Below are 12,784 nucleotides of genomic sequence, written 5' to 3'. Positions count from 1 at the left end.
GGCCGAAGCCCCCGGGGAGCGAGCGGACTCTCCCCGGGGGCTTCGGGCTACCGGTGCGCGCCCGGTGCGGTACCGGGTCAGACCCGGCCGGCGAAGTCCGGCGCCCAGTTGGCGACGGTCTGGATCCGCACGCCCGAGCTCGGGTTGGCGGCCTCGACGTACTTGCCGTCGCCGATGTAGAGCGCGACGTGGTAGACGCCGGAGTCCTGGCCGTTGTTGGACCAGAACAGCAGGTCGCCCGCCTTGAGGGAGTCCAGCGACACGTGGGTGCTGGCGGCGGCCTGGTCGGCGGCGACGCGCGGGACGGAGATGCCCGCGGCGCGCAGCGCGGCCTGGGTCAGGCCGGAGCAGTCCCAGCCGCCGTCGCTGGTGCCGCCGTAGACGTACGCCTGGCCGACCTTCGACTGGGCGAAGGAGACCGCGGCGGCCATGCTGCCGGTGGCGGCCTGGGCGGGCGCCTGGGTCTCGGCGGCCGGCTTGGCGGCCGGGGCCTGGGTCTGCGCGGCCGGCTTGGCGGCCGTGGCGGTACCGGCGGCGGCCTGGCCCGAGGTGCCGGAGGAGCGGTTGAACCAGTCGAAGTTCTTGCCGGACTCGTCCGAGGCACGGGTCTTGCCGTGGTCACCGAGGCTCAGGTGCTGGCCCGGGTAGATGACGTGCGGGCCGTCGGCCAGGGTGGAGCGGTTGAGCTCGTACAGCCGCTCCCAGCCGCCCTGGACGTTGTTCTTGTCGGCGATGGCGGAGAGCCAGTCGCCGGCGACCACGGTGTAGTCGTCGGAGCCGGCCTTGTCCTGCCAGTTCTGCGACCGGTTCTGGCCGCCCTGCGGCTTGGCGGAGTCGGTGGACGGGGCCGGGTCGGCCTTCGGGGCGGCCGGCTTGGCGGCGGGCGCCTGGGTCTGCGGCTTGGCGGCCGGGGCCGGGGTCTGCGCGGCGGGCTTGGCGGCCGTGGTGGTGTCCACGGCGGCCGGGGTGCCGCCCTTGGTCAGGCCCGCCTGGACGGAGCAGACGGGCCAGGCGCCGGGGCCCTGGACGGCGAGCACCTTCTCGGCGATCGCTATCTGCTGGTCCTTGGTGGCGAGGTCGGCGCGGGCCGCGAACGCGGTGCCGCCGAACTCGGCCCAGGTGCTGTTGGTGAACTGAAGGCCGCCGTAGAAGCCGTTGCCGGTGTTGATGCTCCAGTTGCCGGTGCTCTCGCACTGGGCGACCTTGTCCCAGGTGGCGACGGAGGCCGCGGAGGCGGTGCCGGTGGTCAGGCAGGGAATGGTGAGACCGACGCCGGCGACGCCGAGGGCGGCGATCACGCGGCGGGTGCGGCCGGACAGGCGGGTGCCGTTGGTGGGCAGCATGAAGGTGCGGTCCTCTCCCACGCCTGCGAGGTGAGCTGTCGGATTCGGGCTGGAGTTGCCCGGCCGCGCTGTGGACGCGGCTTCACCCCTAGCCCTGAACCGGTCGTGGACCGGTCCGGGCGACTTACCTGTGGTTCCCCCGCTCCTGCCGTGGTGCGTTTCTGCGCTGCCAGCGCAACCGACGGCAGGACTCGGCGTTGCGGATGAGCTGGGTCCGTGTGGCCACGAACGGGGAGCACGTTAAGCAGACTCAAGTTCAAACCGCAAACATGTGTGACGACCGTCACGGTTTGCGGATGCCCTGCTGAAAGGCTGTCCACCATGATCAGAAATGACCGTTTTCGCGCAACGCCCGTCGGCTTCACAGCAACTGCCTATGCTTCAGAGAGTCGGGACCGATGCAGCCGCCCGGGGGGAGGGCTACGCAACGATGGCCATGGACGAGGAGCCGGACGCCGGCCGGCCGCCGCACCGGCCGCGCGGAGCGCATCGCCGGGCAAAACCCCGCAGAGCGGACATCCCGCCCGAAGAGCCCATAACTCCCTTACGCCGCAGGACGATGCTGCGCTGGCTCGCCGTCGGGACGGTCTTCGCGGCGGTCGGCGGCGAGGAGGCGCTGCGCCGCTCGCTGGGCGGCCCGGCCGAGCCCGTCGCGGCCGTGGGCGGCCCCCTGCCGGCCGGCGGGGCCGGTGCGGACGGGACGGGGATGCTCCACGGCGGAGCGCCCGCCACCGGGCCGTCCGCCACCGCGCCGGTCACCGCGCCGGTCACCGCGGAGAGCGCTGCGGAGGGCACCGCGGAGGGTGCCGCCCCCGCGACCGGCCAGCCCGGCGCCGCCCCCACCGTCGGCCGGGGCGGCCGCCGGTGGTCCGACCCGGCCGGCTGGGGCGGCCGGGTGCCCGGCCCGCAGAGCGCCGTCCGGATCGCCGACCAGGTGCTGCTCGACACCGATGCCACCGTCGCCTCGCTGCTCGTCGAGCCGACCGGCGCCCTCGTCTTCGCCGCCGACCGCACCGTCACGCTCGCCTCGGCGGGCAACGTCGAGATCCGCGGGACGCTCGCCCTCGCCCCCGACGGCGCCGCCGTGCACACCCTGCGCTTCCCGTCCGTCGACGAGAAGCGGTTCCACGGCGACGGCATGAAGGTGGTCGACACCGACGTCGGCCTCTGGGTCACCGGCACCGGGTACCTGCGGCTGGACGGCGCCGCCCGTACGGCCTGGGTGCGGGCAGCCGGCGCTCTGCTGCCCGGCGACACCGCCGTCAGCCTGGCCGCCGCACCCGCCGGTTGGCAGCCCGGCGACGAACTGGCCGTCACCCCGACCGGCCCGCCCGACGAGGACGGCTTCGCCACCCGCTACGACCTGGCCGTCGTCCGCTCCGTCAGCGGATCCACCGTCACCCTGGAGGCCCCGCTGAGGTACGCCCACCCCCGGGTCGCGGCCGGAGGGGGCGTCACCGTCGGCGCCGAGGTGCTCAACCTGACCCGCAGCGTCCGGATCGAGGGCAGCGCCGGGGGCCGCACCCACGTCCACCTCACCAGCACCCGCCGCGCCGACGTCCGGCACGCGGCGCTGCGCTGGGTCGGGCCGCGCGCCGCGACCGGGGAGAGCTGGAAGGGGCCGGACGGCAGCACCCCGGTCACCGCCCCGGTGCTCGGCCGCTACGGGCTCCACTTCCACCTGCTGGGCGACACCACCCGCGGCACCGTGGTCGAGGGGGTGGTGGTCCGCGACGCCGGCAACCACGCGTACGTCCCGCACGCCAGCCACGGCATCACCTTCCGCAGCTGCATCAGCCACGACACCTGGGAGGACGCCTACTGGTGGGACGGCCCCCTGGACACCCGCACCCCGCAGCAGCCGTCCGACGACATCGTGTACGAGTCCTGCGTCGCCTCCCGCACCGTGCTGGAGCCCAATCCGCGCGCCTACCGGCTGACCGGCTTCAACCTCGGCGCCGGCACCGGCGGCAAGGCACTGGACTGCGTGGCCGTCGGCGTCCAGGGCGCCAACGGGGCGTCCGGCTTCGAGTGGCCGGAGAACAGTGAGGGCGTCTGGACCTTCCAGCGCTGCCTGGCCCACAACAACCTGCAGGACGGCATCTTCGTCTGGCTGAACGCCCGCCGGCACCACGTGGTCACCGAGTTCGCGGCCTACCACAACGGTGGCTGGGGCATCGAGCACGGCGCCTACCTCAACGACTTCGACTACACCGCGAGCGTGCTGTACGGCAACGCCGGCGGGGGAGTGGCGCTGCACGCGCTCGGCCGGGAGAAGGGCACCGTCTTCGACGGCCTGCTGATCGACTGCGCGGGGAAGAGCGACTTCGCCGTCTCCACCGCCCGGCACGAACTGGAGGGGGAGAGCGTCACCTTCGGCCGCAGCCGGTTCACCGGCCACCGGCGGGCCGGGTTCGCCTTCCGCGCCACCCCCGACGGCCGGCCGGACGACGTGCTGGTGCTGGACTGCGAGTTCGGCGGTAACGAGCTCTGGATCGACCCGGAGTCCGCGCCGCCGAAGAACATCCTGCTGCGCCGGGCCGGGCAGTCCGAGGTGCTCCAGGTGCGCCGGGCCGAGGCCGGCGGCACCGCGCAGCCGCAGTGGAACGCGAGCAGCGTGCCGCTGGCCTCGTTCGCCGCGCAGTCCCGCCCCGTCCAGCTGCCCGCACTGCGGCTCAAGGACGCCGCCGCGCCCACCGCCCGGCTCGACGGCAGGGCCTGAGGGCCGCGGCGGCGGTCGACGGCCGCGAGGGGCCCGGAACGGATGCGTTCCGGGCCCCTCGGTACGGTCTGCGGGCGTTCGCTACTGGGCGGCGTGCCGGCCGCCGCCGGGCTCGCCGGCGGCCTCGGCGTCGTCGTCGCCGAGCGCCTCGGGGTCGAAGGCGGGCAGCACCGCGAGGTAGGTGGAGGCGATCAGCTGCCCCACCGTCGGGTACGCGCCCAGCGGGGCGGCCGACGGGCAGCCGGCCTCCTCGGCGGCCGTGGCGAGCAGCTCGGAGTCCGCCTCCGGGCCGATCACCAGCGGGGCCAGCGCCGGGTTCCGGGCGCCCATGTCCTTGAGGTGGGCGACGGCCGTGGCGACCGAGCCGGGTACGTCGAGCGCGGCGGCGACGACCGGCACGGCCAGCCGGGCGGCCAGCAGCATGCCGGTGATCCCGGCGGCGTCGGCCGCGTCCTGGCCGCCGACGGTGGTCAGGACCACGCCGTCCGCGGCGGTGGCGATGGCGAACAGGCGGGCGCGGTCGGCGCGGGCCAGCCCGGCCTCGGAGAGCCGGACGTGGACGGCCTCGGCCAGCAGCGGGTGCGGGCCCAGCACGTCGGTGACGTGGGCGCCGTACTCGGCGGCGAGGGTGTGCAGTCCGCCCAGGAAGCCGTGCGGGCCGGGGACGAGCGGGACGACGACCGGCGTGGGCAGGCCGGCTTCGGCGGCGTGCGCCAGGAGTTCGGCGACGGTGCGCTCCTCACCGGCGGACCAGCCCTCGCCCGCCTCGCCCGGGAGGTAGCCGGCGGCGGTCTGCACGCCGTTCTGCTCGCTGCGGACGATCGAGAGGAGTTCCTCGACGACGGAGCGGGACTCCGGTCCGGCGGTCGCGGGCACCGCGAGCACCAGGGCCGGGGATCCGGCCGGGATCTCGGGGCGCTCGGGGCGGCGGTGGCGCCCCCGCGCACGGGAGCCTGGGGTGCGGACGGGCAGTGGCGCGCCCGGGATGGCTGCGGTGCTCATGGCGGAGATCGTAGGACATCGGGCGGCCCGGCCTGCAGTCGGCTGCCGAACCGGGGCGGGCGGGCTGCCTGAAAACCGGACAAATTCTGCCTAATCCCCGCGCAAGCAGGACAACTCCTATGACGCGGCGAACAGGGAACCGCGTTGCGGTCCCCGTGCGTGAGATGTCTCACAGGAAGGGGAATGTCTGACGGAGGGTCACGAAAGCGCGACTCCCGGCATTCGAAGATCAACATTCAGCGGGGGGCCGCCTACGGGCGGTTATCGGCGGCTTGCCGATTCAGTCGGCTATGTCCGGTTACGTACCGTCAGGTGTCCGAGTGGTGAAGAGTTGCAGTTTGGCAGCGAACGGCCCGTGCACCTGCAACGTCCCGTGCTGATGCACGTGCACTGGAGCTATCATCACGTCAAGTGAGGCGTTGTGCCGGGTCGGTACGGGGCCGGCCCAGCCGTTCGGCCGTGGCCGGGGCGCCGAGCTGGACGACCACTCCGGAGCTCTTCGGGAGATTTCTATGCACGACAAGAACGACACGGGCGGCCCGTTCAACGGGATGGCGGCTGCGGACCTGGGGGACGTGGTCTGGCAGAAGAGCCTGCACAGCAACTCTCAGGGCAACTGCGTCGAGTTCGCCGCCCTTCCGGGGGGCGGCGTCGCCATGCGCAACTCGCGCTTCCCGGACGGTCCGGCGCTGATCTACACCCGGGCCGAGATAGCGGCGCTGTTGCTGGGCGCCAAGGACGGGGAGTTCGACCACCTGGCGGTCTGACCGGCCGTCGCCTTCACCATCGGGGGGCCGTCGTGGGTGCTGACACCACGACGGCCTTTAATGTCTGCTCCCACGGCTCCCACGGCTTCCGGGGCCCGCACCGTTCCCACGGCTTCCGGGGCCCGCACGCCCTGCCGCACGTCCGGTCCGTCCGTGGATCCTGTGGTCCGTCCGCGGGGCCGGCCCGTCGGCGCGGTGGCCCGTCGGCCGGTGCGCGGTCGGGGAGTCGACCGGTGCCCGCTGCCCGTGGGTCGCCGATCGCCGCCGCTGTGCAGCCGCTGGTACCGCTGTTGCCGAGGTCGTCCGGGTGTCGTGGTGCGCTCCGGACGGCGGTCCTGCCGCCTGGTCGCCCTGCCGCTAGGCCGAGCGCCGGTGCCGGCCGCCGAGCTCCGGCACCGCGACCGCCGCGGCGCCCTCCGACTCGAACAGTGCCCAGACCACCTTGCCGCTGCCCAGTGGGTGCCAGCCCCAGGAGCGGCTGAACGAATCCACCAGGTGGAGCCCGCGCCCGGACTCGGCCACGAAGTCGGCCTCCCGTGCCACCGGCCCGGTGCTGCTGGGGTCGCTCACCGCACACACCACCTGTGGTGCGCGGTGCACCAGGCTTATTCGGATCGGCAGCCGGTTGTCGGCCGTCGCTTGGACGGGGAAGTCGAAGTCACCGAGTGCGCCGCCCGCCGTCGCCGGGGCCGCACCGATCGCGTGCCGCAGGGCGTTGGTCACCAGCTCCGAGGCCACCAGCGCGACATCGTCGAACAGCTCGCTCAGGCCCCAGCGCTGAAGAGCGGTTCTGGCGAAGTCGCGCGCGGTTCTGACGGCTTCGTAGCGCGGGGCGAGCGTACAGGTGACCACATGGGGATCGACTGCCAAGGCCGTACCGGTGCTCATGAAGAGCTCCTCCCATAAGGGGGCGGACACGGCTGGACCCGCCGGGGTCATGCCGGTCACCTCCGACTCGCTCGGCCGCACGGCCGCCCCCTCGACCAGGCGCGCGCGCACACGAATGCCCGGTGGCGCGAGGGGCGCTGCCGGGCCGGTGCACGGAGTCGCGCGTGGGGTCGACGCGGAGCCCGCGGGATTGCCAGGGATGTGCAGGTGCACGTGCACCATGGTCCTCTGCGCTCACAGCAGATGCAAGAGTCGATTCACGTGCAGTTGGTCAAATGGCATATGCAAGCGCCGAATGCACGTGCATCCTGGTGTGCGGGATACGGAACTGATAGGAACATCCGTCAGTATCGGCACCGTGAGCGCTCAACTGATGGCAGACTGTGCGCTGTTTGCCCTAGGTGGAGGTTTCGACCGCATGACCACAGTTCAGCCGGGCGGCGGCTCGATGGTCCGCCGGATCCTCCTGGGTTCCCAGCTGCGTCGGCTCCGCGAGGCGCGCGGTATCACCCGGGAGGACGCGGGCTACGCGATCCGCGCCTCCGAGTCCAAGATCAGCCGCATGGAACTCGGCCGTGTCAGCTTCAAGGAGCGCGACGTCGCCGACCTCCTCAGTCTCTACGGGGTCGACGACGGCATCGAGCGCGAGGCCCTGCTGGGCCTGGTCCGCGAGGCCAACAAGTCGGGCTGGTGGCACAGCTTCAACGACGTGCTGCCGGGCTGGTTCCAGACCTACGTCGGCCTGGAGGAGGCCGCCGCACTGATCCGCACCTACGAAGTGCAGTTCATCCCCGGCCTGCTGCAGTCCGAGGAGTACGCACGGGCGGTTTTCGGCCAGAGTCGGCCGGTGATCAGCGAGGAGGAGGTGGAGCGCCGGGTCAGCCTCCGGCTGCGCCGCCAGAAGCTGCTGGCCGAGGGCAACAGCCCCCGGCTCTGGGCCGTCATCGACGAGGCCGCACTGCGCCGCCCGGTCGGCGGTCCCAAGGTGATGCGCGGTCAGGTGCAGTACCTGATCGACGTCGCCGAGCAGGCCAACGTGGTGATCCAGGTGATGCCGTTCCGGTTCGGCGCCCACGCGGGCGAGTCCGGGGCGTTCACCATCCTCCGCTTCCCCGAGCAGGACCTCGCCGACGTCGTCTACCTGGAGCAGCTGACCAGCGCGCTCTACCTCGACAAGCGGGACGACGTCGACGCGTACATCCAGGTCATGGAGCGGCTCTGCGTGGACAGCCTCACGCCCGAGCGCACCATCGACCTGCTGGCGTCGATCCTGAAGGAACGCTGACGCCGGGCCCCGTCCCGACCGGAACGGCCGCCGGACCCGCGCTCACCCGCGGGCCGGCGGCCGTTCGCGTTCCGGCGGGAGCGGCTGCGGCGGCCGGCCCAGCCGCCACTCCAGGTCGTAGCGGCGGAACAGGTCGGCCCTGATCGGGGCCAGCGGCAGTTCGGCCCCCGGCAGCAGCAGGCCTATGCAGCCGCCCATCAGCGCGCTGCGCAGGACGGCGTGCTCGGCGACCGGGTCCGGTGCGCCCCAGTCGCGCAGCAGCCCCTGGAGGATCGCGCCGAGCCGGCGCTGCTCGGGGTCCTGGACGAACGCGCCGGTGTCGGGGTCGAGGATCAGCGCCAGGTGCGAGCGCATCACCCGGGGGTGCTCCATCGCCAGCCCCAGCACCACGTCGATCGCCCCGGCCAGCCGGGCCTCCGGCGAGGCGCCCGGCGCGAGTTCGTCCAGCGCCGCCGACAGCGTCAGGTGCATCATCCGGTGGGTGGCCGACTGCATCAGCAGCCGCTTGCCGTCGAAGTAGTACGAGAGCAGCCCGCGGGCGAGCCCGGCGCGTTCGGCGATGTCGGTCAGCGTGGTGCCGGCGTAGCCGTGGCGGTCGACCAGCTCGACGGTGGCTCGCATGATGCGCCGGCGGGAGCGTTCCCGCATCTCCTCATTGACCGAATCCCCGCGAGGTGCCATCGTGTCTGCTCCGTACGTCCGTTGGCTCCCGGCCAATATACTGGCGGGGCGAGCGACCGGACCGTGGTGTCCGCCCTCGGCGGGTGCGCACGGGCCGGCACGTACGGAGGCGCCGGCTCCACCAACACGGGGGTTTGGTGGAGCCGGCGCCTGCCGGAGGGGCGAGCAACCGCCCCGGGGGTGGTCAGCGCTCGGCCAGGACCTTGCCCCGCAGGCCGGCCGGATCCGCCGACGGATCGTCATGGTCCGCCACCGGCGCGGGAACCGCCTTCTGCCGCCGGTCGAGCACGGCGCCCGTCGCGGCGACCACGAAGCCGATCAGGGCCACCGCGGTGACCAGGACCAGCGCCGGCCGGTAGCCGTCGAGCTGGGCCCCGGCGCTCTCGCCGCCGCCGCTCCCGGCGGTGATCACCGCCGTGACCACGGCCAGCACGATCGCGCTGCCGACCTGGAAGGCCGTGTTGACCAGGCCGGAGGCGAGCCCCTGCTCCTCGTCGGCGACCCCGTCGGTGGCGGCGATGTTGACGGACGGGAAGGCGAGGGCGAAGCCGATCCCGAGCAGGATCATGCTGGGGAGCACCAGCGCCGGGTAGGAGCTGTGCTCGTCGAGCCGGAGGAAGACGGTGTAGCCGAGCACCAGGGCCAGCACGCCGATCGGCAGCAGCCGCCCGGTGCCGAAGCGGTCGACGATCGCCCCCATCCTGGTGGCCGACAGCGCGACCAGCGCGCCGGCGGGCAGCAGGCCGAGCGCCATCTCCAGCGCCGACCAGCCGAGCAGCCGCTGCAGGTAGAGCGTGACGATGAACTGGAAGCCGGCGTACGAACCGAAGATCGTGAACGCGATCAGGTTGGCCCGGGCGACCCCGCCGTTGCGGAAGATGCCGAGCCGGACCAGCGGGTGCGCGGTGCGGTTCTCGACCACCAGGAAGGCGGCGGCCAGGGTGGCCACCACGGCCAGCGAGCCGAGCGTGCGCAGGCTCAGCCAGCCGGCGCCCTGCGCCTCGGTGACGGTGAAGACCAGCAGCAGGACGGCGGCCGTGCCGGTGATCGCGCCGAGCACGTCGTACCCGCCCTTGGCCGGCGCCTCGGTGGGCCGGGGGAGCAGCCGGACGGCGAAGACCAGGGCGATCAGGGCGACCGGGACGGGCATCAGGAAGGTCCAGCGCCAGCCGACCGAGGTGAGCAGGCCGCTGAGCACCAGGCCGAGCGAGAAGCCGCTGGCGCCGCAGGTGGTGTAGATCGACAGGGCCCGGTTGCGGGCGGTGCCCTCCGGGAACGTGGTGGTGATGATCGACAGGCCGGCCGGTGCGGTGAAGGCCGCGGCGACGCCCTTGAGGAAACGGGCGGCGATCAGCAGGGCGCCGTCGTCGACCAGTCCGCCGAGCAGCGAGGCGCCGGCGAAGACGGCGAGGGCGACCAGGAAGACCCGGCGGCGGCCGAGCAGGTCGGCGGCGCGGCCGCCGAGCAGCAGCAGTCCGCCGTAGCCGAGGACGTAGCCGGAGACCACCCACTGCAGGGTGGAGGTGGAGAGGTGGAGCTCGGAGCCGATGGACGGCAGGGCGACGCCCACCATCGAGACGTCCAGGGCGTCCAGGAACATCGCCGCGCAGAGCACGATCAGGGTGCCCCAGAGGCGGGGGGTCCAGCTCGGCCCGGTGATTGACGGATCGTCGGCCGGTGCCGGCGAGGCGGTCGGAGTGGTCGCGGTGGTCATGGGGAGGACACTACATGCACGTGCATTCAATGCAAATGAATAAGATGTGAACGCATAAGTTTCATGCGCATGTGGTACCGTGGCGGCGTGGCTGAACTCGACTCTCCGACGGAGGCAGTGCTGGTCGCCGAATGGCGCGACCTGCTGGCTCGCCATGCCGCCGCGGCCTGCGCGCTCGACCGCGAGCTGGGCGAGAAGTACGACCTGGGCATGAGTGAGTTCGAGGTGCTGGAACGCCTCGTCGAGGGGTGCAGCGAGAGACCGCGGCAACTGCGGGTCCAGGAGCTGGCCGACGTTGTGCACCTGAGTCAGAGCGCGCTCTCCCGGCTGATCGGCCGCCTGGAGAAGGCCGGGCTGGTGACGCGCGCGATGTGCCCGAACGACCGGCGCGGCATCCAGGTGGTGCTCACCGAGGCCGGCCGCCGGCGCTATGTCGAGGCCCGGCCGCTGCACCGCGAGGTGCTCGCCCGCACGCTGGGCGGGGCGCCGCTGCCGGTCTGCTCGGCCGGCTGACGGCCGGGCTCCCGCAACGTCCGCGGGCGGACACGCCCGCGGGCGTTCGTGTGCTCAGGGCCGGGCGTGGTTCAGGGCCGGGTGCGGTTCGGGGTCGGGCGCGGCTCAGGGCCGGGCGTGCTGCAGCAGTGTCGACAGCCCCGGTGCGGCGGCCAGCAGGACGGCGGCGGCCGGAGCGGCCAGCGCGACCACGGTGAGCCGCAGCCGGTGGGTCACCGGCAGCCGGGGCCGCCCGGCGAGCAGCCGGTCCACCCGCTTCGGCGACTGCGCCAGCCCGGGCGGGCAGGAGCCGAACACCCCACTGCCCAGGTTGAGTTCGGCGAGTGCGAGGGCGGTGGTGTGCCGCCCGTGCCGACGCGCCGCCCGGTCGTCCGCGGCCAGCTCCACCAGCTCGCCCACCTGGTCCCGGAAGGCGCTGAACACGCCGACGCCGGGGAAGCCGGAGGCGAGTGCCTGGGAGCACTGCGACAGCCAGTGATGCCGGGCCCGCACGTGGCCGCGCTCGTGGCTGAGCACAGCCGCCAACTCCCGGTCGGTCAGCTGCTGGAGGGCGCCGGTGGTGACCACCAGACGGGAGTGGTGCCCCGGCAGCGACCACGCCTCGGGGCGGACGTTCTCCAGCACCACCAGCCGCTCCCGGCGGTTCCGCAGCGCGTCGATGGACTCCGGCAACTCCGGTGCCCGACGGGTCAGTTGCGCGTGCCGCCGGTCGCGCAGCGCCTTCGCCGAGCGGACTTCGCGGGTCAGCGCCAGCACCGTCCGCAGCGCGCCCGCCGCCAGCACCGCGGCACAGAGCCGCCCCCAGCCCTCGGCGTTCTGCAGCTCGTACGCGGCCTCCACGCCGTGCGGAGCGCCCGAGAACACCACGGCCCGCAGCTCCGGGAGGGCGGCCGAGGCGGCCAGCACCAGGCCCAGTGCGCAGCACAGCAGCACGGCCACCACCAGGCACTGCCAGACCAGCAGGGCCAGCACGGGTTCGCGCTCGGCCCAGCGGGCCCGGGCCAGCAGTCTGGGCGCCACGGTCGAGAGCAGCAGTCCGAGCAGCAGCAGGCCGAGCAGGGCCGTCATGGCATGGGCTCCCCGAGTACGCACGGAACGCGACAGCGCGCTCTCCGCCAACCTAAGCGGTGGTGGCGCCCGGTGGAACGACTTTCGGCCGGCCAGTGACCAACGCCACGCGCGGTGCCGGCCGGGCCCGGCTCACATCGTCAGGAGCATGGCGAACATGCCGATGCCCATCGACAGCCGGCAGGCCCGCGGCAGCCCGGCGGTGGCCGTCCGCAGCCCCCCGGCGGAGGTGCTGAGCAGCCGGCTGCCGGCCCAGAGCGAATAGCCGCCGAAGTAGAGCAGCAGCGCGCCCGTCAGCAACGGCGCCCCCGCCCCCGCCGCGTGGTGGTGGCCGTGGCCCTGCCCTGCGGCGGAGCCCATGGCCAGCGCCATGTACGCCATCGCCAGCCCGCCGATCGCGTGGTGCAGCCGGTGCGCCCGCCGGGCCGGCGCGCTCGCCGCCGCCAGCACGAACACCACCGCCGGGGCGCCGAAGACCCAGGCCCAGACGGCGGCCGGCACCGCGCTCCCGGAGACGGCCATCGCCGCCATCCCGAACCCCATCAGGGCCTCGGCGGCGTCCGATTCGTGGCTGTGCGGCCGGTGTGCCGCGGTGCCGGTCGCGCAGGGGGAGCGGCTCAGCCGGGTGAGGCAGTAGCCGCCGGCGGCTGCGGTGAGGACGGCCAGCAGCCAGCTGACCAGGACTGGACCGTGCAACGGCGGCCTCCCGGGCGGCGCGGACGGGCGTACCGTCCACGATCACTGCTCGGGGCCGTGTGCAGCAGGGCGCGCGCAGGGGCGCATGGTGGTGCCCGCCGTAGT

The 12,784-nt window shown here is 73.5% G+C and carries 11 protein-coding genes and 1 riboswitch; of the genes, 4 read left to right on the top strand and 7 right to left on the bottom strand.

Going from position 1 to position 12,784, the window contains the following annotated elements; all coding sequences use genetic code 11:
• Positions 1-77: 77 nt before the first annotated feature.
• Entirely contained in the window at positions 78-1,364 is a 1,287-nt protein-coding gene (locus tag OH807_RS08785) for a transglycosylase family protein (RefSeq protein ID WP_406195996.1), read from the bottom strand.
• A riboswitch (cyclic di-AMP (ydaO/yuaA leader) is annotated at positions 1,356-1,540 on the bottom strand. It overlaps the preceding gene by 9 nt.
• Before the next feature lie 362 nt (positions 1,541-1,902).
• Here OH807_RS08785 and OH807_RS08780 point away from each other — a divergent pair.
• Entirely contained in the window at positions 1,903-4,065 is a 2,163-nt protein-coding gene (locus tag OH807_RS08780; protein WP_406195994.1) for a hypothetical protein, read from the top strand.
• Between the two features lie 81 nt (positions 4,066-4,146).
• Here OH807_RS08780 and OH807_RS08775 read toward each other — a convergent pair whose 3' ends face one another.
• Entirely contained in the window at positions 4,147-5,067 is a 921-nt protein-coding gene (locus OH807_RS08775) for a hypothetical protein (protein WP_406195992.1), read from the bottom strand.
• A 512-nt stretch (positions 5,068-5,579) separates the two neighbouring features.
• On the opposite strand from OH807_RS08775, the gene OH807_RS08770 reads away from it, so the two are divergent.
• Positions 5,580-5,834: a DUF397 domain-containing protein gene (locus OH807_RS08770; protein ID WP_406195989.1), complete on the top strand. Its 255-nt coding sequence runs from the start codon at positions 5,580-5,582 to the stop codon at positions 5,832-5,834.
• A 357-nt stretch (positions 5,835-6,191) separates the two neighbouring features.
• On the opposite strand, the gene OH807_RS08765 is transcribed toward OH807_RS08770, so the two are convergent.
• Positions 6,192-6,722 carry an ATP-binding protein gene (locus OH807_RS08765; protein ID WP_406195987.1) on the bottom strand — a complete coding sequence of 177 codons (531 nt, stop codon included), beginning with the start codon at positions 6,720-6,722 and terminating at the stop codon, positions 6,192-6,194.
• 418 nt (positions 6,723-7,140) lie between these two features.
• Here OH807_RS08765 and OH807_RS08760 point away from each other — a divergent pair, with 418 nt between their 5' ends.
• Complete coding sequence (locus tag OH807_RS08760; protein ID WP_406195985.1) at positions 7,141-8,007, top strand: helix-turn-helix domain-containing protein; 867 nt, start codon at positions 7,141-7,143, stop codon at positions 8,005-8,007.
• 42 nt (positions 8,008-8,049) lie between these two features.
• On the opposite strand, the gene OH807_RS08755 is transcribed toward OH807_RS08760, so the two are convergent.
• Positions 8,050-8,655, bottom strand: coding sequence for a TetR/AcrR family transcriptional regulator (locus OH807_RS08755; RefSeq protein ID WP_406195983.1), 606 nt, complete (start codon positions 8,653-8,655; stop codon positions 8,050-8,052).
• A gap of 217 nt (positions 8,656-8,872) precedes the next feature.
• Positions 8,873-10,402, bottom strand: coding sequence for an MFS transporter (locus OH807_RS08750; RefSeq protein ID WP_406195981.1), 1,530 nt, complete (start codon positions 10,400-10,402; stop codon positions 8,873-8,875).
• A gap of 69 nt (positions 10,403-10,471) precedes the next feature.
• Here OH807_RS08750 and OH807_RS08745 point away from each other — a divergent pair, with 69 nt between their 5' ends.
• Positions 10,472-10,915: a MarR family winged helix-turn-helix transcriptional regulator gene (locus OH807_RS08745; protein WP_406195978.1), complete on the top strand. Its 444-nt coding sequence runs from the start codon at positions 10,472-10,474 to the stop codon at positions 10,913-10,915.
• A gap of 105 nt (positions 10,916-11,020) precedes the next feature.
• Here the strand turns inward: OH807_RS08745 and OH807_RS08740 are convergent, their stop codons facing one another.
• Both OH807_RS08740 and OH807_RS08735 read right to left on the bottom strand, forming a co-directional pair.
• On the bottom strand, positions 11,021-11,983 hold the full coding sequence (locus OH807_RS08740; protein ID WP_406195976.1) for a M56 family metallopeptidase: 963 nt from the start codon (positions 11,981-11,983) through the stop codon (positions 11,021-11,023).
• A gap of 132 nt (positions 11,984-12,115) precedes the next feature.
• Complete coding sequence (locus OH807_RS08735) at positions 12,116-12,679, bottom strand: DUF5134 domain-containing protein (RefSeq protein ID WP_406195973.1); 564 nt, start codon at positions 12,677-12,679, stop codon at positions 12,116-12,118.
• Positions 12,680-12,784: the final 105 nt, after the last annotated feature.

Source organism: Kitasatospora sp. NBC_01560 (genome assembly GCF_045208415.1).
Classification (GTDB): domain Bacteria; phylum Actinomycetota; class Actinomycetes; order Streptomycetales; family Streptomycetaceae; genus Kitasatospora.
Note: the sequence above shows the minus strand (reverse complement) of the source record. Positions and strands in the feature narration are given on the sequence as shown.

Coding starts and splice junctions, on each gene's coding strand:
- OH807_RS08780 (WP_406195994.1), top strand. CDS start 1,903: ATGCTGCGCTGGCTCGCCGTCGGGACGGTCTTCGCGGCGGTCGGCGGC.
- OH807_RS08775 (WP_406195992.1), bottom strand. CDS start 5,067: ATGAGCACCGCAGCCATCCCGGGCGCGCCACTGCCCGTCCGCACCCCA.
- OH807_RS08770 (WP_406195989.1), top strand. CDS start 5,580: ATGCACGACAAGAACGACACGGGCGGCCCGTTCAACGGGATGGCGGCT.
- OH807_RS08765 (WP_406195987.1), bottom strand. CDS start 6,722: ATGAGCACCGGTACGGCCTTGGCAGTCGATCCCCATGTGGTCACCTGT.
- OH807_RS08760 (WP_406195985.1), top strand. CDS start 7,141: ATGACCACAGTTCAGCCGGGCGGCGGCTCGATGGTCCGCCGGATCCTC.
- OH807_RS08755 (WP_406195983.1), bottom strand. CDS start 8,655: ATGCGGGAACGCTCCCGCCGGCGCATCATGCGAGCCACCGTCGAGCTG.
- OH807_RS08750 (WP_406195981.1), bottom strand. CDS start 10,402: ATGACCACCGCGACCACTCCGACCGCCTCGCCGGCACCGGCCGACGAT.
- OH807_RS08745 (WP_406195978.1), top strand. CDS start 10,472: ATGTGGTACCGTGGCGGCGTGGCTGAACTCGACTCTCCGACGGAGGCA.
- OH807_RS08740 (WP_406195976.1), bottom strand. CDS start 11,983: ATGACGGCCCTGCTCGGCCTGCTGCTGCTCGGACTGCTGCTCTCGACC.